Annotated in this window: 23 protein-coding genes; 15 read left to right on the top strand and 8 right to left on the bottom strand. The window is 66.1% G+C overall.

The window, feature by feature from the left end:
* Positions 1-96 precede the first annotated feature (96 nt).
* Positions 97-741 carry a TetR/AcrR family transcriptional regulator gene (locus AC0SZ7_RS28435; protein ID WP_475507499.1) on the bottom strand — a complete coding sequence of 215 codons (645 nt, stop codon included), beginning with the start codon at positions 739-741 and terminating at the stop codon, positions 97-99.
* A gap of 214 nt (positions 742-955) precedes the next feature.
* Here AC0SZ7_RS28435 and AC0SZ7_RS28430 point away from each other — a divergent pair, with 214 nt between their 5' ends.
* The 7 genes from AC0SZ7_RS28430 (at position 956) to AC0SZ7_RS28400 (ending at position 8,877) form a co-directional block, all read left to right on the top strand.
* The gene (locus tag AC0SZ7_RS28430) at positions 956-2,074 is read left to right on the top strand and encodes an FAD-dependent monooxygenase (protein ID WP_475507498.1); all 1,119 of its coding nucleotides are present in this window, start codon (positions 956-958) and stop codon (positions 2,072-2,074) included.
* A gap of 40 nt (positions 2,075-2,114) precedes the next feature.
* On the top strand, positions 2,115-3,419 hold the full coding sequence (locus tag AC0SZ7_RS28425) for a Rieske 2Fe-2S domain-containing protein (protein ID WP_475507497.1): 1,305 nt from the start codon (positions 2,115-2,117) through the stop codon (positions 3,417-3,419).
* Positions 3,420-3,493: 74 nt separating this feature from the next.
* Positions 3,494-4,477, top strand: a complete 984-nt coding sequence (locus AC0SZ7_RS28420) for an ABC transporter substrate-binding protein (protein ID WP_475507517.1) — start codon at positions 3,494-3,496, stop codon at positions 4,475-4,477.
* 83 nt (positions 4,478-4,560) lie between these two features.
* Entirely contained in the window at positions 4,561-5,901 is a 1,341-nt protein-coding gene (locus AC0SZ7_RS28415; protein ID WP_475507496.1) for an OprD family porin, read from the top strand.
* 512 nt (positions 5,902-6,413) lie between these two features.
* A complete protein-coding gene (locus AC0SZ7_RS28410) occupies positions 6,414-7,766 on the top strand; it encodes a carbohydrate porin (RefSeq protein ID WP_475507495.1) in 1,353 nt (450 codons plus the stop codon).
* Between the two features lie 104 nt (positions 7,767-7,870).
* Complete coding sequence (locus AC0SZ7_RS28405; RefSeq protein ID WP_475507494.1) at positions 7,871-8,569, top strand: AzlC family ABC transporter permease; 699 nt, start codon at positions 7,871-7,873, stop codon at positions 8,567-8,569.
* Entirely contained in the window at positions 8,566-8,877 is a 312-nt protein-coding gene (locus tag AC0SZ7_RS28400; RefSeq protein WP_475507493.1) for an AzlD domain-containing protein, read from the top strand. Before AC0SZ7_RS28405 ends, AC0SZ7_RS28400 begins: the two co-directional genes overlap by 4 nt.
* A gap of 209 nt (positions 8,878-9,086) precedes the next feature.
* Here AC0SZ7_RS28400 and AC0SZ7_RS28395 read toward each other — a convergent pair whose 3' ends face one another.
* The 3 genes from AC0SZ7_RS28395 to AC0SZ7_RS28385 all read right to left on the bottom strand — a co-directional run bounded on the left by AC0SZ7_RS28395 (position 9,087) and on the right by AC0SZ7_RS28385 (position 12,678).
* Positions 9,087-9,566 carry a DUF2938 family protein gene (locus tag AC0SZ7_RS28395; protein ID WP_475507492.1) on the bottom strand — a complete coding sequence of 160 codons (480 nt, stop codon included), beginning with the start codon at positions 9,564-9,566 and terminating at the stop codon, positions 9,087-9,089.
* Between the two features lie 57 nt (positions 9,567-9,623).
* Entirely contained in the window at positions 9,624-11,579 is a 1,956-nt protein-coding gene (locus AC0SZ7_RS28390) for a DNA topoisomerase III (protein ID WP_475507491.1), read from the bottom strand.
* Between the two features lie 502 nt (positions 11,580-12,081).
* Positions 12,082-12,678, bottom strand: coding sequence for a TetR/AcrR family transcriptional regulator (locus AC0SZ7_RS28385; RefSeq protein ID WP_475507490.1), 597 nt, complete (start codon positions 12,676-12,678; stop codon positions 12,082-12,084).
* Positions 12,679-12,790: 112 nt separating this feature from the next.
* Between AC0SZ7_RS28385 and AC0SZ7_RS28380 the strand changes: the two genes are divergently transcribed.
* Positions 12,791-13,951, top strand: a complete 1,161-nt coding sequence (locus AC0SZ7_RS28380) for an MFS transporter (protein WP_475507489.1) — start codon at positions 12,791-12,793, stop codon at positions 13,949-13,951.
* On the opposite strand, the gene AC0SZ7_RS28375 is transcribed toward AC0SZ7_RS28380, so the two are convergent.
* Entirely contained in the window at positions 13,952-15,001 is a 1,050-nt protein-coding gene (locus AC0SZ7_RS28375; RefSeq protein WP_475507488.1) for an FUSC family protein, read from the bottom strand. It lies immediately after the preceding gene.
* A gap of 548 nt (positions 15,002-15,549) precedes the next feature.
* Between AC0SZ7_RS28375 and AC0SZ7_RS28370 the strand changes: the two genes are divergently transcribed.
* Both AC0SZ7_RS28370 and AC0SZ7_RS28365 read left to right on the top strand, forming a co-directional pair.
* The gene (locus tag AC0SZ7_RS28370) at positions 15,550-15,921 is read left to right on the top strand and encodes a BRO-N domain-containing protein (RefSeq protein WP_475507487.1); all 372 of its coding nucleotides are present in this window, start codon (positions 15,550-15,552) and stop codon (positions 15,919-15,921) included.
* Positions 15,922-16,125: 204 nt separating this feature from the next.
* Complete coding sequence (locus AC0SZ7_RS28365; protein WP_475507486.1) at positions 16,126-17,052, top strand: LysR family transcriptional regulator; 927 nt, start codon at positions 16,126-16,128, stop codon at positions 17,050-17,052.
* On the opposite strand, the gene AC0SZ7_RS28360 is transcribed toward AC0SZ7_RS28365, so the two are convergent.
* The 3 genes from AC0SZ7_RS28360 to AC0SZ7_RS28350 form a co-directional block, all read right to left on the bottom strand.
* Positions 17,043-17,486 carry a GlcG/HbpS family heme-binding protein gene (locus tag AC0SZ7_RS28360; protein WP_475507485.1) on the bottom strand — a complete coding sequence of 148 codons (444 nt, stop codon included), beginning with the start codon at positions 17,484-17,486 and terminating at the stop codon, positions 17,043-17,045. The two genes, AC0SZ7_RS28365 and AC0SZ7_RS28360, sit on opposite strands and share 10 nt — an antisense overlap.
* Positions 17,483-18,832: a metal-dependent hydrolase family protein gene (locus AC0SZ7_RS28355; RefSeq protein WP_475507484.1), complete on the bottom strand. Its 1,350-nt coding sequence runs from the start codon at positions 18,830-18,832 to the stop codon at positions 17,483-17,485. The genes AC0SZ7_RS28360 and AC0SZ7_RS28355 overlap by 4 nt, the downstream gene beginning before the upstream one ends.
* A gap of 160 nt (positions 18,833-18,992) precedes the next feature.
* Positions 18,993-19,916, bottom strand: a complete 924-nt coding sequence (locus tag AC0SZ7_RS28350) for a LysR substrate-binding domain-containing protein (RefSeq protein ID WP_473002340.1) — start codon at positions 19,914-19,916, stop codon at positions 18,993-18,995.
* A gap of 224 nt (positions 19,917-20,140) precedes the next feature.
* Here AC0SZ7_RS28350 and AC0SZ7_RS28345 point away from each other — a divergent pair, with 224 nt between their 5' ends.
* From AC0SZ7_RS28345 to AC0SZ7_RS28325, 5 genes are all read left to right on the top strand, one after another.
* Complete coding sequence (locus AC0SZ7_RS28345; RefSeq protein WP_475507483.1) at positions 20,141-21,079, top strand: VOC family protein; 939 nt, start codon at positions 20,141-20,143, stop codon at positions 21,077-21,079.
* A gap of 3 nt (positions 21,080-21,082) precedes the next feature.
* A complete protein-coding gene (locus AC0SZ7_RS28340; RefSeq protein WP_475507482.1) occupies positions 21,083-21,415 on the top strand; it encodes a Rieske (2Fe-2S) protein in 333 nt (110 codons plus the stop codon).
* Positions 21,416-21,523: 108 nt separating this feature from the next.
* Positions 21,524-22,531 (top strand): fumarylacetoacetate hydrolase family protein, encoded by a 1,008-nt coding sequence (locus AC0SZ7_RS28335; protein ID WP_475507481.1) that lies wholly within the window; start codon positions 21,524-21,526, stop codon positions 22,529-22,531.
* Between the two features lie 34 nt (positions 22,532-22,565).
* Positions 22,566-23,696 carry an FAD-dependent oxidoreductase gene (locus tag AC0SZ7_RS28330; protein ID WP_475507480.1) on the top strand — a complete coding sequence of 377 codons (1,131 nt, stop codon included), beginning with the start codon at positions 22,566-22,568 and terminating at the stop codon, positions 23,694-23,696.
* Positions 23,697-23,774: 78 nt separating this feature from the next.
* Positions 23,775-25,448, top strand: coding sequence for a DUF1302 domain-containing protein (locus tag AC0SZ7_RS28325; protein WP_475507479.1), 1,674 nt, complete (start codon positions 23,775-23,777; stop codon positions 25,446-25,448).
* Positions 25,449-25,459: the final 11 nt, after the last annotated feature.

Raw genomic sequence — 25,459 nt, 5'->3', positions numbered from 1 at the left:
CTTTTTTTTTTGGTGTGGGGGGGGGGGTGGTGTCCCTTGTTTTTTTCCCCCCCCCCCCCCCCCCCCCCCCCCCCCGCTCCCACAAAGACACCGCTGCTACGGGGCCGCGCCGATACCGCGCAACAACAACCCCGTCAGAAACCGCGAATACTGCTCGGCCAACGCTTCATCGCTGCTGCCGGTAAACAGCACCCCGAACAACGGCTGGGCCGTGGCGAAGAAGGTGCACGCGCCCACCAGGGCGACGTGCAGCATGCGCGCGTCAATCACCGGCAAGCCCGGTGCAGGCGGGCGGGCCTCAAGGATCGCCGCGCTCAGCGCCACACCGCGCTGGGCAATCAGGTCCAGCACCGCGCCGGGCTCGGGGTCGTCGCCCTGGTAGATCTCGCGCAGCACCATCTGCACGAAGTGCGGGTTCTGCCGGCCGATGTCGATGATCAGCCGAATGCGCCCGTACAGCATGGTCTCGATGCCCTGGCCTTCGGCCAACGCCTGGGCGCCCAGCTGCGTCACGTCCATCAGGTGCAGGGTGGCGGCGCGCAGCAGGCCGTCCTTGCCACCGAAGTAGTAGCGGATCAGCGCCGGGTCGACATTCACCTGCCGGGCAATGTCCAGCAGTGTCAGGTCGGTGGGGGCGATAGTGCGCAACAGGCCAAGGGTGGCTTCGATCAGGCCTTCCCGGCCGATGGCGGCGGTGTGGGCAGGGCGCCCGCGTCGTTTCTTTTCAGGTGAAGTGTCCATGGGCGGCAATCATACCCCGTGGGAACACCTTTTTGGGTAGCGCAGTGACAACGCGCAGCATCGTGGTGCATGCCGTGTTTCACCGGTGGATGTTTCGCCCGTGGAACCGGTTAATCGATTGAAAAATAACGTATTTACATTAATTCCTTAAAAAAGGAATTAATGGCATTCATTCTGCATTGCTGCTCCCGTCAACCAGAAAGGAGCAGTACCCATGAAAATTGCCATCATCGGTGCCGGCATCGGCGGCCTGTGCGCCGCCATAGCCCTGCAGCGCGCCGGCCACCACGTCAGCGTCTACGAACAGGCCCAGGCCTTCATGCGCGTGGGCGCCGACATCAACCTGACCCCCAACGCCGTGCGCGCTCTCGACGGCCTGGGCGTGGGCGCCGCCGTGCGTGAGCCGGCCGCGCGCCCCAGCCACCGTATCAGCCGCCTGTGGGACAGCGGCGAGGAAACCTCGCGCCTGGCCATGGGCGACAGCGCCGAGCAGCAGTACGGCGCACCGCAACTGACCATCCACCGCGCCGACCTGCTGGCCGCCCTGGCCGGTGCCTTTCCGCTTGAGCACGTACAGTTCGCCAAGCGCTGCGAAACCATCGCGCAGGATGCCGCCGGCGTGACCCTGACCTTTGTCGACGGCACCCAGGCCCAGGTCGACCTGGTGATTGGCGCCGACGGCATTCATTCGGCGGTGCGCACGGCGATGTTCGGCGCCGAGCAGCCGCGCTTCACCGGCGTGGTGGCTTACCGCGCCGTGGTGCCCGCGCACAAGCTGGCCCACGTGCCGGACCTGCAGGCCTTCACCAAATGGTGGGGCCCCAACCCCGAAAGCCAGATCGTCACCTTCCCGCTGAACCGTGGCCGCGACATCTTCATTTTCGCCACCACCGCCCAGGCCACCTGGCACCTGGAAAGCTGGACCACCCGCGGCAGTGTCAGCGAACTGCAAAGCGCCTACGAAGGTTTCCACCCCGATGCCGTGGCCTTGCTCACGGCCTGCGACGAAGTGCTCAAGACCGCCCTGTACGAGCGCGACCCGCTACCGCACTGGACCCAGGGCCGCCTGGCGCTGCTGGGCGACGCCTGCCACCCGATGATGCCGTTCATGGCCCAGGGCGCCGGCCAGGCCATCGAGGATGCGGTGGTGCTGGCCCGCGCCTTGAGCCTGCCGGACACAGACCTTGCCAGCGCGCTGCACACCTACCAGCAGGCGCGGCTGCAACGCGCCAGCCAGATCCAGATCGGCTCGCGCGGCAACCAGTGGCTCAAGGCCGGCGGCAACGCCGACTGGGTCTACGGCTACGACGCCTGGAACGTTGCGCTGGGTTGAACCACGGCCATCCACCTGCACCCCCTGATGAGGCATTCCCATGCTCAGTGAAGAAAAGAACAAGACCCTGACCCAGGTCGGCCCGGGCACCCCCATGGGCGATTACCTGCGCCGCTACTGGCAACCCATCGCCGGCGAAAGCGAGTTCGACGACAAGGCCATCAAGACCCTCACCCTGATGGGCGAAGACCTGGTGCTGTACAAGGACCTGAGCGGCACCTACGGCCTGATGGACCGCCGCTGCCCGCACCGCAACGCCGATATGTCCTACGGCTACGTGGAGCAGACGGGCCTGCGCTGCAGTTACCATGGCTGGCAATTCGACCAGGGCGGCGGCTGCCTGCACCAGCCCTACGAGGACACCTGCGACCCCAGCGGGCGCATGCGCAACAAGACCAGAATCAAGGCCTACCCGGTGGTGGCCAAGGCCGGCCTGTTGTGGGCCTACCTGGGCCCGGCACCGGCGCCGCAGCTGCCCGATTGGGAGCTGTTCAACTACAAGAACGGCTTTGCCCAGGTTGTCTGCGCCGAGATCCCGTGCAACTGGTTCCAGTGCCAGGAAAACTCCATCGACCCGGTGCACTTCGAATGGACCCACAACAACTGGACGTTGCGCCAGCAGAGCGATGACGTCGACTACGTGCCCACCCACCTGCAATTGGCGTTCGACGAATTCGAACACGGTTTCGTCTACCGCCGCCTGCGCGAGGGCGAGGCCCAGGACGACGTGATGTGGAACGTCGGCCGCGTGACCCTGTGGCCCAATGGCTTCTACCTGGGCCACCACTTCGAATGGCGCGTGCCCATCGATGACTACCGCACCCTCAGCATCCTGTGGGTGTTCAGCCGCGTGCCCAGCGAACAGGAACCCTACGTCCAGGAAAAAATCCCCACCTGGTACGGGCCCATCAAGGACCCGGTCACCGGCCGCTGGATCACCAGCCATGTGGCCAACCAGGACTTCGTGGTGTGGGTGGGGCAGGGCGAGATCACCGACCGCACCCGCGAACACCTGGGCCAGAGCGACCGCGGCATCGTGATGATGCGCCGGCGGTTCTTCGAGGAACTGGACGCGCTGCGCGAAGACCCTGCGCACGTGCCCAAGGGCCTGATCCTCGACCCTGCGCAGAACCGCAACGTGTTCCTGCCCTCGGCCTGCCGCGACGAACTGATCAAGGGCCTGCCGCGCGAGCAGCTGGCCGCGCACCCGTTGCTGGGGCCGTACCTCAAGGACTTCTTCGGCCAGGCCGGCCAGCCGCCGCACGTGCGCGCCGCCTATGAAGCGGCGGTGGGGCAGCCCATGCAGGGCGCGGAATTCTTCGTCGTGCATGGCAGCCGCCGCTAATGCCTGCAGGTTCCCGGGCCGCCCCGGGAACCCTCCAACTTCCTCAACCAAAGGTGTACTTCATGAAGCGTCTGATGCGTTGGTGTCTGTCTGCGTTGCTGATATCCCCTGTGCTCTTGCCCATGGCCCAGGCCGAGGTGCAGGACGTCACCTTCCTGATGCCCGCGCCGCCGAACCTGCCCGGTTTCGCGCCGTGGATCATCGCCCAACAGAAGGGCTACTATGCCCAGCTTGGCCTGCGGGTCAATTGGGTGACCGCCAAGGGCGGCGTCGACGTGGCCAAGCAGGTGGGCGCCGGCAATGCCCTGTTTGGCGCCGCCAGCGGTGACGTGCCCATTGTGGTGCGCGCCAACGGCGTGCCGGTGCGCAACGTCGCGGTGCTGGGCACCCACGGCTACACATTGCTGGCCACCGATGCCGCGCAGCACATCGGCGGCATCGAGCAACTGCGCGGCAAGACGGTCACGGTCATGTCCTATTCCGACTCGCTGTACTACGCCTTGCTGGCGTCGTTGCGCAAGGCCGGCATCAACAAAGACGAGGTCAACATCCAGGCGGCAGGGCCGGCCGGCGTGTGGCAGTTGCTGGCCGAAGGCAAGGCCGATGCCATGGCCGGCTCGCCGGACTGGGTGGTGAACGCCGAGGAGGCCGGGCGCACGCTGCAGCTGATTCCCCAGGCGCAGATGTTCGACGGCATGGCCCAGTCGATCCTGGCCTCCGATGCCGCCATCGCCCAGCACCCCGAGCTGGTGCAGAAGATGGTCACCGCCACCCTGATGGGCCTGCGCGACATTCTCCAGGACCCGGCCCAGGCGGCGAAAACCTTCGCGGCTGCGGTGCCGGCGTACCAGGGCAAGGAGCACAAGGTGGAGCAGATCCTGGCGCTGTACACCCAGTACGTCTACGGCCAGCAGCAGCAGCTGGGGGAGATCGAGCCGGCGCGGGTGGCCCAGGCGGTGGATTTCTTCAGCAGCGAAGGCATCGTCAAGGCAACGCTGCCCACCGATGACTACTTCACCAACCGCTTCATCGGGGCGCTGCCAACGCAACAGCCCTGAGCGTCACCGCGTTCTCCATTCAAACCGTATCAATTCAATCATTGGGCCTGCGGCGCGCCGCAGGCCAGGCAGAGGTGTGGGCGATGGCTTTATTCAAGTGGACGATGGTGGCCGTGGGCATGGGCCTGGTAAACACCCCCGCGGTGATGGGCGCAGCGTTTGTCAGCGACCAGGCGCAGGCCAAGGGTTTTGTCGAGGATGCGTCGCTGAACCTGCTGCTGCGCAACTACTACTGGAACCGTGACAACCAGAACGGCGCCCCCGATGCCCGCGACTGGACCCAGGGACTGCAAGGGGTGTTCACCTCGGGGTTCACCCAGGGCACGGTGGGGGTAGGGGTGGACGCCTTCGGCTACCTGGGCCTGAAGCTATGGGCGCCGGATAAATACGCGGTGCCGGGGTACACCTCGGGCAACCTGACTGAAGGCGCCGACGGCCACCCTGATGACAGCTACGGCAAGGCCGGCGCGGCGCTGAAGGTGCGGGTGTCGAAAACCCTGCTGAAAATCGGCGACATGCAGCCCAGCACCAGCCCGGTGTTCGCCGTGGGCGGCAGCCGCCTGACGCCCGTCACCGCCAGTGGCATCCAGCTGATGAGCAGCGAAATCACCAACCTGGACCTCGAGGCTGGGCACTTCTACTCGGCCACCAGCCAGGACCAGACCAACCGCAACGGCAGCCTCTGGGCCGCCTACGCCAACCGGCCCTCCGACGCCATGGACTTCGCCGGCGGCCGTTATGCGCTGGCCGACACGCCGTGGAGCCTGGGCCTGTACGGCGCCAGGTTGCAGGACATTTGGGACCAGTACTACGCCAACCTCAACTACACCCAGGCGTTGTCCGACTCACAATCACTCGTGGTGGACTTCAATTACTACCGCACCACCGACCAGGGCGCGGCGCGGGCTGGCACTATCGACAACAACACTTTCTCGCTGTCGGCCGGCTACACCTTCCTGGCGGCCCACACCCTGACCCTGAGTTTCCAGAAAATCAACGGCGACACGCCGTTCGACTACGTGGGCACGGGCGACGACAACAAGCCTGGCGACTCCTGTTTCATCGCCAACTCGGTGCAATATTCCGACTTCAACGGCCCGGGGGAAAAGTCCTGGAAAGTGCAATACGACCTGAACATGGCGGCCTATGGCGTGCCGGGGCTGACCTTCATGACCCGCTATGTGTACGGCTACGACATTGACGGCACGCACCTGTCGCCGTCCAGTGCCTACTACGGCATGTACGGTGCCGACGAGCGCCACCATGAAACCAACATCGAGGCCAGGTACGTGATTCAGTCCGGGCCGGCGCGGGACCTGTCCATCCGTGTGCGCCAAGCCTGGCACAGCGCCACGGCGGGCGACCCGGACGGCGACGCCAACGAGTTCCGGCTGGTGCTGGATTACCCCATCTCGGTGTTCTGACCCCCGGGCGCGGCCTCGTAGCAGCAACTGTCCTGAAACCGCGTCGCCTGCATCGCGTTCGACGAGGTACACGGGGCCTCGTAGCAGCGGCGGGGCGGCCATCCGCCGTAGGCCGCGTCCGCAGCCGCCGCGCATTGGCGGGCGCACCGCGTAGAGGCCGGACGCAGCCTGGCGGCAGCTGCTACGCGGATTCGTAGCCGCTGCCGCAGGCTGCGCTGGCCCTTCTCCACGCTGAGAATGTTCAGTGCACGCCGGGACGGCTACAGCAATTGCACACGCCACACCCGTAGCAGCGGCCGCAGGCCGCGTCCGCGGTCACCACGCATCTTTCATTTTTTTATTGGTTTATTCACGGCTCGTTTACATCTTTTTGATGTCTGTTAGTTGTTGCAATTCAATGCCTTATTACTCGATGAAAGTTAGTTTAGTTTCCGTACTTGAAGTGTATGGGTGAGTTAGATTCGCATTTGCAACGTGCACCAACGACACGTCATCTTGAACGGATTTTCAGCATGCCTCGATTTAAAACGCACCTGCTTGCCCGCCCTTCAACTCTGCTGTTCACCTTGGCCGCCGCCTGTACCTGGAGCCTGGGCGCCCACGCCGACGCTGCCTTCGGCGCCGATTCGCAATGGATGACCGGCGACTGGGGCGGCACCCGCACCGACCTGCTCAACAAGGGCGTCGACATTCAGATGGCCTACCTGGGCGAGGCAGCCAGCAACCTGCATGGCGGCTATAACAAGAGCCATGCCACCCGTTACGCCGACCAGTTCACCCTGGGCGCGGCCATCGACCTGCAGAAACTGCTGGGCTGGCAAGACGCGCAGTTCATGGTGCAGCTGTCCAATACCAACGGCAGCAGCATCAACGACGACCGCATCAGCGACCCGCGCGCCGGCAGCCTGTCGGCGGCCCAGGAAATTTCCGGCAACGGCAGCACCACCCGCCTGGCCGAACTGTGGTTCAGCAAGGGCTTCCTCGACAACGCCCTGAACATCAAGGCGGGCCGCTTCGCCTTCGGCGACGACTTCGCCGTGGAAGATTGCCTGTTCGAGAACCTGGCATTCTGCGGTTCGCAGCCGGGCAACTACGTCGACAGCATCACCCAGGGCCCGGTCAGCACCTGGGCGGCGCGGGTCAAATACAGGCTGAACGACCAGGTCTACGCCCAAGTGGGCGTGTTCGACGTCAACGACTCCTACGGCGACAACGGCAACGGCTTCAAACTCAACGGCGCCGGCACCACCGGCGCGATGATCCCGGTGGAAGTGGTGTGGACGCCCACCCTGGGGCAACTGCCGGGCGAATACCACGTAGGTTACTACTACAGCACCGCCAAGGCCGACGACCTGTACAAGGACGCCAACGACCAACCTGCGGCGCTGACCGGCAACGACTACCGCCGGGACGACAGCCAGCATGGCTGGTGGCTTACCGGCAAGCAGCAACTGACCACCGCCGATGGCGACGCCGCCCGTGGGCTGGTGCTGTATGGCAACATCAGCGCCTTTGACGCGGCGACCACGGCGGTGGACAGCTACCAGAAACTTGCGCTGGTGTACAAAGGCCCGTTTGCCGCGCGGCCCACCGACACCCTGGGCCTGGGCGTGGCCCGGCTGCACGCCAGCAACCAGTACCTGAAAAACGCCAAGGCCGCCAACCAGGCCAGCGGGCTGGCCTATGAAGACGCCGACTACGTGCCCGAGCAGCACACCGAATACGACGTGGAACTGAACTACGGCGTGCAGGTGACCCCTTGGCTGAACGTGCGGCCCAACCTGCAGTACATCGTGCACCCGGGCGGTGTGCGTGAAGTGCAGAACGCCGTGGTTGCCGGGTTGCAGGTGCAGTCCACGTTCTGAGCCGGTGGTGGCATGTTCAAGTGCAAGTGCGCAATATCGTTCAAGACAACCCCGCCGCCCTCTGGCACAGTCGCTGTCCGTTTCCTGCCACTTTCAATAAGAACATGCCCAATACCCTTTTGCCGCGCCAGGCGTTCCTGCGCGGCGCCGCTGCCATCATGCCGCTGTCCCTGGCCACCGCGCCCTGGGGGCTGCTGGCCGGTTCCATGGCCATCGAGGCCAACCTCACTCCCTGGCAAGGCCAGGGCCTGTCGAGCATCGTCTTCGCTGGCGCCGCGCAATTGGTGGCCATCGGCATGCTCAAGGGCGGCGCCGGGGTGGTGTCGATCCTGCTGACCACCTTGCTGCTGACTTCCCAGCACCTGCTATACGGCATGAGCATGCGCCCGATGATCGCCGGCCTGCCGGGGCGCTGGCGCGCAGGCCTGGGTTTCCTGCTCACTGACGAGCTGTTCGCCCTGACCAGCCGCTACGACCAGCAGACCTTCAGCCGCTGGTACGCCCTGGGCGTGGGCCTGACGTTCTACGTGGCGTGGAACCTGTTCACCCTGGCTGGCATCGTGCTGGGCAGCAGCATTCCGGGCATCGAGCATCTGGGCCTGGACTTTTCCATTGCCGCCACCTTCATTGCGCTGATCACGCCAGTGGTGCGCAACGTGCCGACGCTGGTGTGCGTGGCCGTCTCGCTGTTCTGCTCGGTGCTGTTCAGCTACTGGCATTGGGGCTCGGCGCTGGTGCTGTCGGGGCTGGCGGGCATGAGCGCCGGCTTTGTCTGCAACAAACTGTGGGGGAGCCGTTCATGATCTGGGTCGTCATCATCGGCATGGGTGTGTTGGTGTTTCTCAACCGCTACGTGTTCCTGGAGCCGCGCCTGCCGGTGCGCCTGAGCAGCAACGCCCGGCAGTTCCTGGGCTTTGCGGTGCCGGGCATGCTCACCGCCATTTGCGGGCCCATTGTATTCATGCCGGACAAACAGCTGAACCTGCAGCTGGACAACCCGTACCTGATCAGCTCGGTGGTAGCGGTGGCGCTGGTGCTGTTCACCCGCAACACCTTGCTGAGCATGATCGTCAGCATGGCGTTTTTCTTTGCCCTGCGCTGGTGGCTTTAAGCGCTAAACCCCGGTCGATGTCGCGCAAGGAGCCGACGTAGCAGTAACTGTCTGTTGGGCACCTGTAGGAGCGGGCCGTGCCCGCGAAGCAGACGCCGCAGTATTTCAGGCCCTGCGCGGTGAGGCCTTCGCGGCCACGGGTCGCTCCCACAGGATGTAGCAACTGCCGCCAGGCGGCGTCCGCGACGGGCCTGCAAACGTTACAAGGATTACACCAACAGCGCCGTGCCATACAGACCGATGGCGAACACTACATGGCCCACCACGTTCAGCAAACGCGCCAGCGCCGGTTTCGGCGCGCCGGAGCAGGCGATGCCCACGCCCATGCCCGGTTGCAGGATGAACCAGCCGGCGCCCACGGTGACCAGGCCGACGACCAGCGCCGGGGCGAACGTAGGTTGCGCCGCCCACTGCACGCCCCAGATCAGTAACAGGGCGGCGGCGAAGACCATGCCGGTGACGTAGTGCATGGCCCAGCCGATGGCCAGCTCATTGGGCACCGGCGTTGATTTCGCGATGCCTTGCCGGTGCACGAAGTGGCCGCGCGGCAAGCCGGCGAACCAGCGGCCAACAAAGTGCCACGCAGGAATCGGCAGCCCCAGGGTTTTGTTCAACAGCAGGTTCCACAGGTCCAGCAGGGCGGTGGCGCCGGCGCCGATGACTACCGACAGCGCTAGAAAAGCGAGCATCAGGGGGTATCCTTTCCAAGAGTCGAAGGCCCCCGACAATAGCAGTTTTACGTCGTTTCAGGTGGCTGCGGCCTTGGGTTTGCGCGTACGCGGTGCAGCGCCCTTGGCGGCCGGTTTACGCGGCGCGCCCTTGCGTTTTTTCTTCCACGGCGCACCGCGCCCGGGTGGGCTGGCCGGGCCGCTGATGGTCAGGCTCAACCCGGCGCAGCGCTCAACCTGGCGGCTCATCCAGGCCGACTGCTTGGCCACGAACTCCTCCAGGCTCATCTCGCCGCTTTGCACCATGTCCAGTGCCTGCTCCCAGATGGCCGTGGTGCCCGGGTCGGCGATGGCCCGGGGCACGGCGTCGATCAGGCTGAAGGCAGCGGGCGTGGCGTTCAGCGCCTTGCCGTTCTTGTTCAGGTAGCCGCGGTCGATCAGGCCCTGGATGATGCCGGCGCGGGTGGCTTCGGTGCCTATGCCGGTGGTGTCCTTGAGCTTCTGCTTCAGGCGCGGGTCTTCCACCAGCTTGGCGACGTTCTTCATGGCCTTGATCAGGTCGCCTTCGGTGAACGGCTTGGGCGGCTGGGTCCACAGGTCTTTCAGTGTCACGTCGCCCACTTCGTAGTCGGCGCCTTCGCGCAGCGCCGGCAGGGCCTGGGGCGCCGGTGCCTCGCGGCCCTTGCTGGGCGCAAGCGCTTCGGGCAGGGCGCGGCGCCAGCCCGGCTCGACGATGCGCTTGCCCACCGCGCGCAGGCGCTGGCCGGCGCAGTCGAAGTCGGCCTGGGTGCGGTCGAACTCGTGGTTGGGCAGGAACTGCGCCAGGTAGCGCGCGCGAATCAGCGTGTACACCGCGCGCTGCTTGCCGGCCAGGCGGCCGAGGTCGGTGCCGGCGGCGGTGGGGATGATGCCGTGGTGGGCGCTGACCTTGGCGTCGTTCCAGGCCCGCGAGCGGCGGCTGGGGTCGATGTGCTTCATGAGTTCGGCCAGCGCCGGGTCCGCGCGGCCCAGGGCGGCGATGATGCCCGGCGCCTCGCCGTGCTGGCTGTTGGGCAGGTAGCCGCAGTCGCTGCGTGGGTAGGTGATGACCTTGTACTGTTCATACAGCGCCTGGGCGATGTCCAGGGTTTCCTGGGCACCCAGGCCCAGCTTTTTCGAACACACCTCCTGCAGCGTGCCCAGGTCGAAGGGCAGGGGCGCCACTTCGCGCATGCGTTCGGTACGCAGTTTGACCAGCCGCGCCGGGGCACCGCTGCGCAGCGCCGTGGCGGCGGCCTGTGCCAGGGGTTGCTGCAGGCAGCGGCCCTGGTCGTCGCAGGCGTCTTCTGGTGGGCACCACTGGGCGGTGAAGGGCAGGCCGCGCGGGTCGAGCTGCACGTCGATGGCCCAGAACGGCGCCGGCACGAACGCGGCAATGCTGCGGTCACGGTCCACCACCAGCCGCAGGGTGGGGGTTTGCACCCGGCCCACGGGCAGCACGCCCTGGTAGCCGGACTGGCGGCCGAGCAAGGTGAACAGGCGGCTCATGTTCATGCCAATCAGCCAGTCGGCACGCGAACGGCCCAGGGCCGAGTGGTACAGGCTGAAGGTTTCGGCGCCCGGCTTCAACGCTGCCAGGGCCTTGCGGATGGAGGCGTCGTCCAGCGCCGACAGCCACAGGCGCTGCACCGGGCCCCGGTAGCGGCAGTGCTCCAGCAGCTCGCGGGCGATCATCTCGCCCTCGCGGTCGGCGTCGGTGGCAATGACCAGCTCGCGTGCCTCGCCCAGCAGGCGCTTGACCGCCTTGAACTGGCTGGCGGTCTTGGGCTTGACCAGCATCTTCCACTTTTCCGGCACGATGGGCAGGTCGGCCAGCACCCAGCGCTTGTAGCGCTCGTCGTAGGCGTCGGGCGGCGCGGTTTCCAGCAGGTGGCCGATGCACCAGGTCACCGTCACGTCGGTCCCCACCCAGCAACCGTCCCCGCGCCGGTTGGCGCCGAGCACCTTGGCGATATCCTTGGCCTGGGAGGGTTTTTCGCAGAGGTAGAGGCGCATGGCCGTGGCTGTCTTCAGTGGCGGTCGAGTTGCATAGGATGGGGAAACCCTGCGCGTCAGGCAAGCAAAATCTGTATGGATATACAGCATCTTGTTGCCGTGCCGCTGAGCAGGCGACGCGAATCCGTCAGGCCATGGCACGGTGCAACAAATGTAGCACCGGCCCATAGGCCGGGTCGCGCCGCGCGGGCGGCGCTCGATTTCGGACGCGCCGAAAGACTCCCGACATCCACCGGCAAGCCACCCCACCATCCCCGGCTGTGCACCTCGCATCCACACCGAGGATCTTCTGCGCACACCCGGGCCAGCGCAGCCTTGCGGCAGCGGCTACGGGGATTGTGGGGTGAATTCGATGGGTTCGGCGCGAGATAGCGTCGGGGCTCGCGAGCGCATGTCTGGAGAGGTTTGGCGCTCGTGGGATCGAGCGCCGCCCGCGCGGCGCGACCCGGCCTGCGGCCGGTGCTACATTTGTTGCACCGTGCCATGGCCTGAAGGATAGGCGTCACCCCTTCACCCACAACCCCTTCACCCACAACCCCTCGCACAACAACCCCGCGCAATACCGCGCATTGGCGCGGCGCGTATCGGCGTCCACCGTCTCGCGCGCCATCTGGTCGACCATGCCGACAAAACACTTGCCGATCATGTCCGCCGGAATATCGGTGCGGAACAGGCCTATCTGCTGTTCCTTGGCGATGTTGCTGCCGATCCAGCTGGCCATGCCGGCCTTGGTGAGGGTGCAGCCGGGCGGCTGGAAGAAGCCGATCTGGGTCAGGTCGGGGTCCTGGGCCAGGAAGTCGAAGAAGCGCAGGAAACTGGTGGCCACGCTGTCCAGCAGCTCGGCGGGGTGCAGGGCGGTCTTGATCAGCATGGTGCTGATCAGCGCTTCCAGGCGGCGGCGGAACTCGCCGACCAGTTCTTCGTAGGCGGCTTCCTTGCTGTCGAAATAACTATAGAAGGTGGGCTGGGTCAGGCCGCTGGCCTTGACGATGTCGCTGACCTTGGTTTCGTGAAAGCCACGCCGGGCGAACTCGGCGGCGGCGGCACTGCGCAGGCGGGCGTGGGTCTGTTCGCCCTTGGTGAGGGTAGGGGTGGACATGGCGGTTCCGGCAGGGAAATTTTACTTGTGAGTAATGTTACTCAAGAGTAGCCTTTTTGATCAAATGCTACTGGCGAGTATGTTTTCGCCCCTGTGACCTGGAGGTCCACCCATGAAGTTGATCCTGTTCGCCCTGGCCCTGGCGGCCTTCGCCATCGGCACCACAGAGTTTGCGCCCATGGGCCTGCTGCCGGTGATCGCCGATGGCGTGCACGTGTCCATTCCCACCGCCGGGTTGCTGATCAGCGCCTACGCCATTGGCGTGATGGTGGGGGCACCGCTGATGACCCTGCTGCTGGCACCGTACCGGCGCAAGGCCGCGCTGTTGCTGCTGATGGCGATTTTCACCGTCGGCAACCTGCTCTCGGCGGTGGCGCCGGGCTACGACCTGCTGGTGCTGTCGCGGGTGGTCACAAGCCTGGCGCACGGGGCGTTCTTCGGCATCGGTTCGGTGGTGGCGGCCAGCCTGGTGCCGGCCGAGAAGCGCGCCAGCGCCGTGGCCACCATGTTCCTCGGCCTGACCATCGCCAACATCGGCGGGGTACCGGCGGCCACCTGGCTGGGGCAGAACATCGGCTGGCGCATGGCGTTCGCCGCTACCGCAGGGCTGGGCGCGCTGTCCATGCTGGGCCTGGCGCTGTGGCTGCCACGCGGTGAGAGCGGCCAGAAGCCTGACGTGCGCCGCGAGCTGCAGGTACTGGTGCGCGGCGACGTGCTGCGGGCCTTGCTGACCACGGTGCTGGGTGCCGGCGCGATGTTCACCCTGTACACCTACATCGCCGCGGTGATGCAGGACCTGATCCACGCCACACCGACCTTCGTGACCCTGTTGCTGGTCATGATTGGGATCGGTTTCACCGCGGGCAATTATATCGCCGGCAAGCTCGCTCACCGTTCGCTGGAAGGCACGCTGATCGGCGTTCTGCTGGTGATGGCGGCACTGATGCTGGGCATGCCCGCGCTGCTGCAAGGGCAGGTGAGTGCGGTGCTGGTGATGGTGGTATGGGGCGCGTCGGCCTTCGGGCTGGTGCCGCTGGTGCAGGCGCGGGTGATGCAGTCCGCCCACGACGCGCCAGGGCTGGCGTCGTCGGTCAACATTGGCGCGTTCAACCTCGGCAATGGCCTGGGGGCTGCCTTGGGTGGCGGCGTGTTGGCCCTGGGCCTGGGCTACCAATGGGTAGCCCCGGCGGGTGGCGTGCTGGCGCTGGCGGGGCTGTTGCTGGTGGGTTACAACCACTTCCGCGCGCCCGCCCAAGTGGCGCAGCAGGCCTGACTACAGGTTCCAGCGCTTGGACGTCTTGTCCAGGCGCTGGCGCATGGCTTCAAGGTTGGTGGCCAGTTGCAGGGTCAGCAGGCGGAAGCCCTGGGCGTCCTGGCTGGCCGGCACCACGGCGTGCTCGATCTCGGCGCCGCGCTCGGCCTTGCGGGTGAGGCGGTCGGTGGCGCCGGTTTCCAGGGCGCGGGCCATGGCAATCAGCTGACGGTTGATTTGCCGGTGCTCGGGGTGCAGCCAGGCGTGCCAGTCGCTGTGGTCCTTGGGGCGCAGGTTGGACAGCAGCTCCAGGGTGCTGAGGCACAGGCGGAATTGGCCTTGTATTACCTCAAGCTCGGTGAGCGGAATGCGCACCTCCTTGGACACCGACGGCATCAGCGAGCGCAGCTGTACCATGATGCTGTTGAGTTGCGCGGCCAGCTTCACGTGCTCGTCGTCGGTCACCGAATGGCCGTTGAGAATGCGCCCGTAGGCCTTGGCGCAGCCGCGCAGGCCCTTGGCCAGGCTGAAACGCCACGAGTACACCGCGTACAGCGGGATGGCGAAGGAAAACGCCAGCGCCAGCACGATGCCGATCAGAATATCCACCAGCCGCCACAGGCCATCGCTGATGGGATTGTCGCCATGCCCGGCGACAATGAACACGGTAATCGCCGACAACAGCGCGATATAGCCGCCCTTGCCGATGGCGTGGTAGGCGAAGAACCCGCACACCGTGGACATCGCCACGTACGTCAGCCACTGCTCGTGCAGGTAGCTTTGCTGCAGCACCAGCGCCAGGCCGATGGCTGCGCCGATCAGCGTGCCGTAGGCGCGCTCCAGCGACTTGCGGCCAATATTGCCCTGGTGCTGCAGCCCGCCGATCACGATCAGCAGCGTCACCGAGGCCCATTCGCCATGGGGCAGGCTGAGCCCTGTGGTCAGCAAGATGGACGCCAGCAAGCCCACCGCCACGCGGCCGGCGTGGATGTAGCGGGCGTACAGGTAGCGGCGGTGCGGGTCGAGCAGGGGGCGCAGGAACGGTAAGCGGCTGGGGCGCAGTGCCTTCATGGGGGTCCGTGTAGGGCGGTGGGTCGGGGCGCCCATTATGCACCCTTGGCGCACGATTGGGTCCACCGCAAACCCCGTAGCAGCGGCCGGAGGCCGCGTCCGGGGCCCCGCGTTCCACCTGTTACACCGCTGACGCAGTCTTCGGCAGCTGCTACGCCGGGGTCGACACAACCCTTAACACTCCTTTGATTGCCACTTCCCAGGTGCACCCTTACCCTGCGCACCGTCTCCGAAGCCTCGGGGATCAGGTTTGACGACCTGCGCGGAACACTGCAGCACCATACCGCTCGTTTCAGGCCCCTTCGCCTGAGATAAGTGTTATGGCAGCTGCGTGTGGGAGACCTTCGGGTCTGCCGGTTCCGCCCGGTTCGTCAACCTGCACGTAGCTGCCACCCCAAAACTCAACAACCGTGGCAGCCCTTCACCCGCAAGAAGCCTTCGCCATGGATGCACTCGTCGCCACCACCTTTTTCCGCCACCAACTCCCGCTGCGCGCGCTGATGATCGAAGACCAACCCTAGCTGTGCCTGCACGACCTGGGCCGGCTGATGGGCGTGCATTTCGTGGAACGGCGCATCCGCCGCCTGGACGCAGACCAGCACCGCGAGTCATGGGTGCAGGTGGAAGGCGCGTGGAGCAAGCGCCTGCTGGTGAGCGAGACCGGCGCGGTGACCTTGATCATGCACAGCCAGATGCCGGAGAACTGTGCGCTGCGCCAGTGGCTCACGCTGGAGGTGGTGCCCACGCTGCGCTGCAGCGCGCCGGGCGCGGTGCCGGCGGTGACGGCCATGTGCACGCAAGGTGGGCAGGTGAAGGTGTTGTATTGGCAGGATGAGCCGTGGGTTCGGTTGCGTGACATGCCCGATGTGCTGCCCCTTAGCCGGCCGCAGAAAGCCCCGTGGTGGCGGGTGTGGACCTGACCCCGACTGTGGGAGCGGGCTCTGCCCGCGAAGAATACACCGCAGAGTGTCTGGCTTATCACGTCGTTCTTTTCGCGGGCAGAGCCCGCTCCCACGCGAAAAGGGGTATCGATTTTGGCAATACCTGGCCTCCGCCCATCTCGATTGGTTCGCTAGCACACCCCTTCGCTAAGGTATCCGCTGGCCTAAAACCCGGGATGCCCCATGCGCTACCAACGTCTCGACCTCAACCTGCTGGTGGCCCTCGAAGCGCTGCTCAGCGAATGCAACGTCACCCGCGCCGCCGAGCGGCTGAGCCTGGGGCAGTCGGCCACCAGTTCGGCCCTGGGCCGGCTGCGCGAACACTTCAACGACCCGCTGCTGGTGGCCGTGGGGCGGCGGCTGGAACCCACGGCGCGGGCGCGGGCGCTGTTGCCCAAGGTGCGCGAGGCGCTGGCGCTGACCCGCGAGGTGATCGAAGCGCCTGCCGCGTTCGACCCCGGCAGCTGCCAGCGGCGTTTCACGGTGGTGGCCTCGGATTACGTGGCGGCGGTGCTGATGCCGGCGGTCAGCCGAGTGCTGGCGCAGGTGGCGCCGCAGGTGCGCCTGGCCCTGCGCGACCTGCCGCTGCCGCGCGGCGGTGACGTGGTCAGCGAGGCGCTGGACTACCGCCGCAGCGACTGCGTGATTGTGCCCCAGCGCCGGCTCAACAGTGACTACCCCCATGCGCCGCTGCTGGTGGACCAGTGGTGCTGCATTGTCTGCGCCCAGTCGGTGCATGCCCAGGGTTTGAGCCTTACCGCCTACCGCCAGGCGGAGCACGTGGTGCGCGAGTTCGCCGACGGCCGCACTCTGGGCATGGACGCGGCGTTCCTGGCCGAGCAGGGCATCGAGCGCAAAGTGGGCATCACCGTGGAAAGCTTTGCGCTGGTACCCGCGTTCGTGGCCGGCAGCCAGCGCGTGGCCACGCTGTTTCGGCGCCAGGCCGAGCCGTTTGCCAGCGCCCATGGCGTGAAAGTGGTGCCAGCGCCGCTGGCGTTCCCCCAGGCGTTGCAGGTGCTGCAGTGGCACCCTTATCAGCAGGACGACCCGGCCCTGGCTTGGTTCCGCGGCCTGCTGGTGGCGCAGGCCGCGGCGCTGGGTCAGGCCTGAGCGTCGCCGGTGTCGGCCAACAGGCCCGCGCTGTCGATGGCGGCCAGGGCGCAGCGTTCATCGTTGTCGGAGGTGTCGCCGCTGATGCCGATGGCACCCAGCAGCACGCCGTGGGCGTTGCGTATCAGCACGCCGCCGGCCACCGGAACCACCTCGCCGCCGGTGAGGCTGTTGATGGCGTCGAAGAACGCCGGCATGGCCTGGGCGCGGCGCGCCAGTTCGCGCCCGCCCAAGCCCATGCCCAGGCAGCCGCGGGCCTTGCCGGTGGCGATTTGTGGGCGCAGGAAGCTGGCCTGTTCGTGGCGCAGCACGGCCAGCGGGTGGCCGGCGGCGTCCAGCACGGCAGCGGCGAGGGGGCGCAAGCCCAGTTCGCGGCCGCTGGCAATGGCCTGGCTGGCAATCAGGGTGGCGGTGTGCAGGTCGAGGTAGTTCATACGGTCCATTTCCCCAGTTGGGCGACGCGGTCACGGGTGTACAGGTCGGTCCACTTCAGCGAGTTGAAGTCCGAGACCTGCTTGGGGTTGTAGGGGCTGCGCGACAGGTTCACCGGCTGGCCACCCTTGTACACGGCCTTGAAGCGGCTGCGGTCCTGCAGCAGGCGGATGTCGTCCAGCGGCGAGCCGTCCAGCACCAGGAAGTCAGCCTGCTTGCCCACCTCAAGCGTGCCCAGGGTGTTGCCCTTGGGCATGCAGCGCGAACCCACGTTGGTGGCGGCGAACAGCGCCTCGGCAGGGGTGAAGCCCAGGCGCGTGACCAGCAGTTCCAGTTCGCGTGCATGCCACTCGCCGTATGGCGTGACGGCAAAGCCCGAATCGCTGCCGCAGGCGAACGGAATGCCCGCCGCCTTGGCGCGCTTGAGCACCGCCGAGCCCATCTCCAGGGTGCGCGCGCAGTAGCCGGCGTAGCCGGTGGTGATGGCCGGGTCGTGGGGCTGGCAGAAGTCCACGGTGTTCTGCGGGAAGGTCATGGTCGGCGCCAGGATGCTGCCTGATTGCAGCAGCGCCTCGATGCAGTCGTCGTCCATGTAGAAAGCGTGGAACACCAGGTCCACCCCGGCCTTGGCGGCATACAGCACGGCTTCGCGGCCATAGGCGTGGGTAGCCACCTTGCAGCCCAGGCGGTGGGCCTCGTCGACCATCTCTTTGGTTTCATCGGCGGTGAAGGCGGCGATGATCGAGCCGTCGGGGCGGCGGTGGGTGCCGTCCATGGCGATCTTGATCAGGTCGACGCCGTCCTTGGCCTGGGTGCGGATTTCGGCGATGGCTTCGCTGCGGCTGGTGACCAGGCGCGCGGTGAAGAACTCCGGCGCGCCGACGCGGCTGGGGAACCAGTCGTTGAGGCTTTGGCGGTTGGTGATGACCCGGCTGCTGGCGGCCACGCGCGGGCCTTCGAACAACCCGGCGTTGATGGCGTTGCGCACCGAGATGCTCAACTGGCCGCTGTCACCGGGGCAGACCATGCTGGTGACGCCGGCGGCCAGCACGTGCTGGGCGAAGAACATGCCGCGCAGGGCGCGGAATTCGTCGCTGGTCCACAGGTCGATGTCTTCCTCGCTTTGCGCGTTGCCGAACGCAAGGTGGGTGTGCACGTCCACCAGCCCCGGCATCACGAAATGCGTGCCGGCGTCCACCAGGGTATCGCCTGGCTGCGGGGCGGGCGCCTGGCTGGTGGGGCCGACGTAGGTCAGCACGCCGTCTTTGGCGATCAGCGTCTGCTGGGTGCGGGGGGCCAGGCTGGTGCTGTCGAACAGGGTCTTGCAGTGCAGGTGAAGGGCGCTCATCGGGGCGGCTCGCTGTTGTTATGAGTATGGGGCGAGGCTAGCGAGCCTGGGGGGCGTGGGGAAACAGATTGGGTTGATGGCCAGGTATTGAGCGGTTCAATACCTGGGTTGCCGTGGGGTTTTCGGACGCGGCCTGGCGGCCGCTGCTACGGGGCGTGCGTCACGCCGCCAGCGGCTGCTCCAACCCCTGGATAATCCCGCCAATCTGCTCCCGCAACCAGCGGTGCATCGGGTCGCCGTCCATGGTGCGGTGCCACAGCATGAACTCGCGCATCAGCGGGATTTTCACCGGCGTGGGCAAGATGCGCAGCGGCAGGTGTTTGGCGTACAACCGCGCCAGGCGGCCGTGCATGGTGGCCACGCGCTGGGTGCCGATGATCAGCTGGGGCAGGGTGTTGAAGTCGTTGGTGATGACTTCCAGGCGGCGGCTGACGCCGTACTGGTTCATGAACCACTCCTCGATGCTCATGTGCCGGGTGCGGCCGAAGCCCACCGACACATGGCCCAGGTTGATGTACTGCTCCAGGGTCAGGCTGTCGCCGACCTGGGTGTTGCCGTTCCACACGGCGCACACGTGTTCTTCCTCGAACAGCAGCTGGGAAGGGTGGTCTTCGAGCACGTAGCGCTCGGGCACGATCATCAGGTCCACCTCGCCGCGCACCAGCAGTTCGCTGGAGTTGTCACCCGGGCCGAGCATTTCGAAGGTGATGAACGGCGCTTCCTGGCTGATTTTCTCGATCACCTGGGCCAGCAGCACGCTGATCAGGTAGTCGGAGGTCACCAGGCGGAAGTGGCGTTTGCTGGTGGACGGGTCGAAGGCCGGCTTGCTGGTGATGGACGAGCGAATTTTCAGCAGCACGTCACGTACTGGCTCCATCAGTTCCAGGGCATAGGGCGTGGGTTGCATCTTGCGCCCCACCTGCACCAAAAGTTCGTCTTCGAAATAGCTGCGCAGGCGCCCCAGCACGCCGCTGGTGGCGGACTGGGTCATGTGCAGGCGCTCGGCGGCGCGGGTGATGTTTTGCTCCTCGAGCAGGATGTCGAGGGCGACCAACAGGTTCAAGTCCAGGTGGTTGAAGCGCATGGCTTGTGCTCACGGTTTCTTGTAGTTGTTTTCTCGATACCTTCGCGGCAAACCATCAGCGCGTCAAGCCTGGCCACAGGTATCGCGAACGCCGATACATGCCATCCCCACACACGATTAGTAAGCTGCCAAGGCCGGCGCCACTCTGTGCCGCATCCCGGGCTGCCGGGCATGCCACCGGCCGCCGAGCGCGGCCCAATCATAATTTCAATGGAGTGGTCTGCATGAATATCCTTGGCCTTGATGCCGTGGTTTTTGGCGTCGACGACGTGCCCGCCTGCACCGCTTGCCTCACCGACTACGGCCTGGTGCCGGTAGGCGTCAGCGAGCAGGGCGGGCGCTTTGAAGCGTTGGACGGCACGGCGGTGGTGATCCGCCGCTTTGACGACCCGACGCTGCCGGCGGCCATCGGCCCGGCGCCGTCGCTGCGCGAAACCGTGTACGGGGTGGCCAGCGCCGCCGACCTGGATGCCATCGAAGACGAACTGGGCCGCGACCGCGCGGTGCACAAGGACGCCGATGGCACCCTGCACAGCGTCGACGACATGGGCTTTGCCATCGCCTTCCAGCTCAGCGTGCGGCGCCCCTACAACGCCAGCGCCGACCTCACCAACGCCCCTGGCAGCGCGCCGCAGCGGCCGCTGAACCAGATCGGCATCAGCCCCGACATGCCCGCCGCGCCGCGCAGCCTGTCCCACGTGGTGTATTTCGTGCCCGATTCCGCCAAGGCCGAGGCGTTCTACCACCGGCTGGGCTTCCGCACCACTGACCGTTTCGTCGGCGTGGGGCCGTTCATGCGCCCGGCAGGTTCCGACGACCACCACAGTTTGTTCATGATCCAGACCCCGCCGCACATGAAGGGCTGCGAGCACTTCACCTTCCACCTGGGCAGCGGCACCGAAGTGCTGCTGGCCGGCACCCGCTTCGCCGCCAAGGGCTGGACCAGCTTCTGGGGCCCGGGCCGCCACCTGCTGGGCTCCAACTGGTTCTGGTACTTCAACAGCCCGCTGGGCTGCCACATCGAGTACGACGCCGACATGGACAAGCACGACGACGAATGGGCCGCGCGCCAGGCGCCAATGTCCGCCGACAACTCGCAGCTGTTCCTGTTTGCCGGCCGCGAGAAATGGGCGCCGGGCGGCCCGCCAGCCAAGCAGGGCTGAGCCATGGCCATTGCCCTGTGCCCGGCCGGCCAGTTGCTGGAAGGCCAGGCCCGCGGCTTCGACCCGCACGGGGCGGGCAGCGACACCGTATTTGCCCTGCGCCACGCAGGCGTGGTGCGGGTGTACCGCAACAGCTGCCCGCACCTGGACGTGCCGCTGGAGTACCGCAAGGACCGCTACCTGTCCGCCGATGGCCAGCGAATCATCTGCTATGCGCATGGCGCGCAGTTCGCTCCGCACAGCGGCGAATGCCTGCATGGGCCGTGCCGGGGCTTGCATCTGGAGGCCCTGGCGCACCGCATCGAAGACGGTTGGCTGATGCTTGAACAATTTTGAAAACGTGGGCGGCCAGGTATCGCGATCGGCGATACATCGCATCCGAACATGCGATTAGTCAAATCCCTGGCCAGCCCCGAAGCTCATTGCACGACCTTGGAGACAATAATGACTCATCCATCGATCGAAACACCGTTTGCCCTGGGCACCTTTTCCGCTGCCGGCAGCCCGCGCTTCGCAGGCCTTGTGGTCGCCGACCGAGTGATTGCCGTGGCTGCCCTGGCGCACCTGGCCGAACTGCGCGGCGCCCACAGCGTGCTGGGCCTGCTGGAACACTGGGAGCACAACTTCGCCCAACTCGACCGCCTGGCCCGGCAATTGGCCGCCGACCCGCAGGGCCTGCAGTTCCTCACGCTTGACCAGGTGCAGTACCACGCACCGGTGGACCTGCCGCGGCAGATCTTCTGCTCGGGTGCCAACTACCACAAGCACGTGGTGGACCTGATCGTCGACGACCCGCAGTTCGAAACCGACGGCATGGACAACACCCAGCGCCGCGCCTACGCCGTGGAACTGATGAACAAGCGCGCCCGCGACGGCAAGCCGTTCGTGTTCAACAAGGTGGCCTCCAGCGTTACCGGGCCGTTCGACCCGATCATCATTCCGGCTGGCAGCAAGAAGCCTGACTGGGAGCTGGAACTGGGTGTGGTCATCGGCAAGCCGGCACGCCGCGTCAGCCGCGAAAATGCCCTGGACCACGTGGCCGGCTACGTGGTGGTCAACGACCTCACCGAGCGCACCAAGGTGTTCCGCCCCGACATCCCGCAAATGGGCATGGACTGGCTGAGCAGCAAGAACGCGCCGACCTTCCTGCCCATGGGCCCGTACCTGGTACCTGCCGCCTACGTCGGCAACCCCCAGGAGCTGCAACTGACCCTGCGCCTGAACGGCCAGGTAATGCAGGACGAAAGCACCGCCGACATGATTTTCGACGTGGCGCGCATCATCGAATTCATTTCCCAGAGCGTGCAACTGCTGCCCGGCGACCTGATCTGCAGCGGCTCGCCCTCGGGCAATGGCACCCACTACAACCGCTTCCTGCAAGCCGGTGACCTGATGGAAGGCACCATCGCCAAGCTGGGCACCCAGCGCAACCCCTGCGTCGACGAACGCTGACAGCACGCCAACAAGAACAAGACGGAGCATAACCATGACAGCAGTGAGCAAAGTCCTGATAGTGGGCGGTGGCATCGGCGGCCTGTGCGCGGCCATCGCCCTGCGCCGCAAGGGCATCGACGTCGACCTGGTGGAACTGAAGGCGCAGTGGACGGTGTACGGCGTGGGCATCATCCAGCAGTGCAACGTGGTGCGCGAGATGGCTCGGCTGGGCGTGCTCGACGGCTACCTGGGCGCGGCGTTCCCGTTCGAGGACGTGGCCCTTTACAACGCCTGCGGCCACACCTTGGCGCGCATTCCCGGGCAGCGCCTGGCCGGCCCGCAGTACCCGGCCAACGTCGGTATTTCGCGCCTGGCGCTGCACCAGGTGCTGAGCACCACCGCAGTGGAGCTGGGCACGCGCATTCGCCTGGGCACCAGCGTCGAGGCGCTGGTGCAGGACGCCGAAGGGGTCGACGTGACGTTCACCGATGCAAGCCAGGGCCGCTATGACCTGGTGGTGGGCGCCGACGGCCTGTTCTCCAAGGTGCGCACCCTGCTGTTCGGCGACACCTACACGCCGCGCCACACCGGCCAGTCGGTATGGCGCCACAACTTCAAGCGCGACCCGGCCATCGACCACCTGGCCAACTACCTGGGCCCGGACGGTAACGCCGGCCTGTGCCCGCTGGCCGACGACCTGATGTACCTGTACCTCACCAGCTACGAACCGGGCAACCCGTGGATGGACAGCGCCACCCTGGCCACCGAGATGCGCAAGCGCCTGGGCGCCTTTACCGGCCTGATCGGTGAGCTGCGCGAGCAAATCACCGACAGCAGCCAGGTGGTCTACAAGCCCATGGAAGTGGTGTTCGTCAGCGAGCCTTGGTACCGCGGCCGCGTGCTGCTGATCGGCGACGCTGCCCACGCCACCACGCCGCACCTGGGGCAGGGCGCCGGCATGGCCATCGAGGACGCCGTGGTGCTGGGCGAGCTGCTGGGTGCACAGGGCGGGCAAGGTGTCGACGCCTTGCTGCAGCAATTCATGCAGCGCCGTTATGAGCGCTGCAAGTTCATCAGCGAAAGCTCGATCCTGGCCGGCGACAAGGAAATCGAGCACGACCACGGCTTTGACCGCGTGGGGCTGGTGCGCAAGATGCTGGCGTTGACCGCCGAAGAGATCTGACCGCCGCCTTGTGACACGACCGCGCCCCACGCTGGGCGCGGCGAACCTGATAACAAGAACAACAGATGAGGTTTTCCCATGGTACGTCTGCACTTAACCGTGCCGCACCGCGCGCACCCGCCGTTCGCCTTGAGCCTGATGATGTTCGGCCTGCTGGCGGGCAACGCCCAGGCCTTTCAGTTCGACAGCGGCAACCCCGACATCAGCACCCGCTGGGACAACACCCTGAAGTACAGCGCCGCCTGGCGCACCGAGGGCCGCAGCGACAAGCTCACCACCGGCGCCGCCGCGGTGAACAGTGACGACGGCGACCGCAACTTCAGCGGCGGCATGATCTCCGACCGCCTGGACCTGCTGTCCGAGTTCGACATCAGCTACAAGAACGTCGGCGCCCGGGTGAGCGGCGCGGCCTGGTACGACGATGTCTACAACAAGAGCAACGACAACAACTCGCCGGGCACCAACAACAGCACCTCGGTGGACTACGACCACTTCACCGACCAGACCCGTAAGCTGCACGGCCGCGAGGGCGAGATTCTCGACGCCTTCATCTACGGCAAGGCCGACTGGGGCGACATGCCGGTGTCCGGGCGTATCGGCCAGTACGCCATGCAGTGGGGCGAAAGCCTGTTCTACGGCATGAACGGCATCGCCGGCGGCATGGCCCCCATCGACGTGGTCAAGGGCCTGTCGGTGCCCAACACCCAGTTCAAGGAACTGATTCGGCCGGTGCGGCAGGTGTCCGGGCAGTTCCAGCTGACCCCGGACGTGTCGGTGGGCGCTTACTACCAGTTCGAGTGGGAGGCCAACCGCTTGCCAGCGGCCGGTAGCTACTTCTCCAGCTTCGACAGCATCGGCAGCGGCAACGAGCGCCTGTTCGCAGGCGACGCAGTGATACCCGGCGGCCAGCCGCTGGCGTTCTACAGCGGCGGCAACAAGAACGCCCAGGACTCCGGGCAGGGCGGTGTGCAGATCAAGTGGCGCACCGAAACCGTGGACTATGGCGTGTACGCCATCCGCTTCCATGACAAGAGCCCGCAGCTGCTGGTGCGCCCGGACTTCGCCAACCTCAACCCGGTCACCGGCCAGGCCGGCGAGTACTACTGGGTATACCCCGAAGGCATCGAGGCGTTGGGCGCAAGCTTCTCCACCACCGTCGACCAGTTCAACATCGCGGGCGAGCTGTCCACCCGCTGGCACCAGCCGCTGGCCTCCACCAACCAGCGCACGCTGCTGGCCGGTGAAAGCATTTCCAACGACGCCGACGACGCCCTGTACGCCACCGGCCACACCCTGCACGCCAACCTGTCGTGGCTGGCCAGCTTCGGGCCGACGTTCGTGGCGCTGGAGTCGAGCTTTATCGGCGAGCTGGCGTGGAACCGCACCCTCAGCGTCACCCGCAACCCCGACGCCGTGGACCCCAACGCCACCCGCGACGCCTGGAGTGTGCGCACCGTGTACGAGCCCATGTACCGGCAGTTCTTCCCAGGCATGGACGTGAGCATTCCCGTGGGCATCAGCTACACCCATGGCGCCTCCGAGGCGCTGGGCACGCAGTTTGGCAGCAACCGCGGCGGTGACATGAACATCGGTATCAAGGGCAACTACCTCAACACCTGGAACCTGGGCCTGACCTACACCCACTACTACGGGCCGGCCAACACCTTTCTCGATGAAAACAACAACTACACCTTCGAACAGTCGCTAAAGGACCGGGATTTCGTGGCCTTCAGCGTCAGCCGTACTTTCTGAACCGAGGATCA

The organism is Pseudomonas sp. JC1203 (assembly GCF_056175065.1).
Note: the sequence above shows the minus strand (reverse complement) of the source record. Positions and strands in the feature narration are given on the sequence as shown.

Bases quoted from the DNA above. Each gene is read 5' to 3' on its own strand.
- AC0SZ7_RS28435 (WP_475507499.1), bottom strand. From the start codon at position 741: ATGGACACTTCACCTGAAAAGAAACGACGCGGGCGCCCTGCCCACACC.
- AC0SZ7_RS28430 (WP_475507498.1), top strand. From the start codon at position 956: ATGAAAATTGCCATCATCGGTGCCGGCATCGGCGGCCTGTGCGCCGCC.
- AC0SZ7_RS28425 (WP_475507497.1), top strand. From the start codon at position 2,115: ATGCTCAGTGAAGAAAAGAACAAGACCCTGACCCAGGTCGGCCCGGGC.
- AC0SZ7_RS28420 (WP_475507517.1), top strand. From the start codon at position 3,494: ATGCGTTGGTGTCTGTCTGCGTTGCTGATATCCCCTGTGCTCTTGCCC.
- AC0SZ7_RS28415 (WP_475507496.1), top strand. From the start codon at position 4,561: ATGGCTTTATTCAAGTGGACGATGGTGGCCGTGGGCATGGGCCTGGTA.
- AC0SZ7_RS28410 (WP_475507495.1), top strand. From the start codon at position 6,414: ATGCCTCGATTTAAAACGCACCTGCTTGCCCGCCCTTCAACTCTGCTG.
- AC0SZ7_RS28405 (WP_475507494.1), top strand. From the start codon at position 7,871: ATGCCCAATACCCTTTTGCCGCGCCAGGCGTTCCTGCGCGGCGCCGCT.
- AC0SZ7_RS28400 (WP_475507493.1), top strand. From the start codon at position 8,566: ATGATCTGGGTCGTCATCATCGGCATGGGTGTGTTGGTGTTTCTCAAC.
- AC0SZ7_RS28395 (WP_475507492.1), bottom strand. From the start codon at position 9,566: ATGCTCGCTTTTCTAGCGCTGTCGGTAGTCATCGGCGCCGGCGCCACC.
- AC0SZ7_RS28390 (WP_475507491.1), bottom strand. From the start codon at position 11,579: ATGCGCCTCTACCTCTGCGAAAAACCCTCCCAGGCCAAGGATATCGCC.
- AC0SZ7_RS28385 (WP_475507490.1), bottom strand. From the start codon at position 12,678: ATGTCCACCCCTACCCTCACCAAGGGCGAACAGACCCACGCCCGCCTG.
- AC0SZ7_RS28380 (WP_475507489.1), top strand. From the start codon at position 12,791: ATGAAGTTGATCCTGTTCGCCCTGGCCCTGGCGGCCTTCGCCATCGGC.
- AC0SZ7_RS28375 (WP_475507488.1), bottom strand. From the start codon at position 15,001: ATGAAGGCACTGCGCCCCAGCCGCTTACCGTTCCTGCGCCCCCTGCTC.
- AC0SZ7_RS28370 (WP_475507487.1), top strand. From the start codon at position 15,550: ATGGGCGTGCATTTCGTGGAACGGCGCATCCGCCGCCTGGACGCAGAC.
- AC0SZ7_RS28365 (WP_475507486.1), top strand. From the start codon at position 16,126: ATGCGCTACCAACGTCTCGACCTCAACCTGCTGGTGGCCCTCGAAGCG.
- AC0SZ7_RS28360 (WP_475507485.1), bottom strand. From the start codon at position 17,486: ATGAACTACCTCGACCTGCACACCGCCACCCTGATTGCCAGCCAGGCC.
- AC0SZ7_RS28355 (WP_475507484.1), bottom strand. From the start codon at position 18,832: ATGAGCGCCCTTCACCTGCACTGCAAGACCCTGTTCGACAGCACCAGC.
- AC0SZ7_RS28350 (WP_473002340.1), bottom strand. From the start codon at position 19,916: ATGCGCTTCAACCACCTGGACTTGAACCTGTTGGTCGCCCTCGACATC.
- AC0SZ7_RS28345 (WP_475507483.1), top strand. From the start codon at position 20,141: ATGAATATCCTTGGCCTTGATGCCGTGGTTTTTGGCGTCGACGACGTG.
- AC0SZ7_RS28340 (WP_475507482.1), top strand. From the start codon at position 21,083: ATGGCCATTGCCCTGTGCCCGGCCGGCCAGTTGCTGGAAGGCCAGGCC.
- AC0SZ7_RS28335 (WP_475507481.1), top strand. From the start codon at position 21,524: ATGACTCATCCATCGATCGAAACACCGTTTGCCCTGGGCACCTTTTCC.
- AC0SZ7_RS28330 (WP_475507480.1), top strand. From the start codon at position 22,566: ATGACAGCAGTGAGCAAAGTCCTGATAGTGGGCGGTGGCATCGGCGGC.
- AC0SZ7_RS28325 (WP_475507479.1), top strand. From the start codon at position 23,775: ATGGTACGTCTGCACTTAACCGTGCCGCACCGCGCGCACCCGCCGTTC.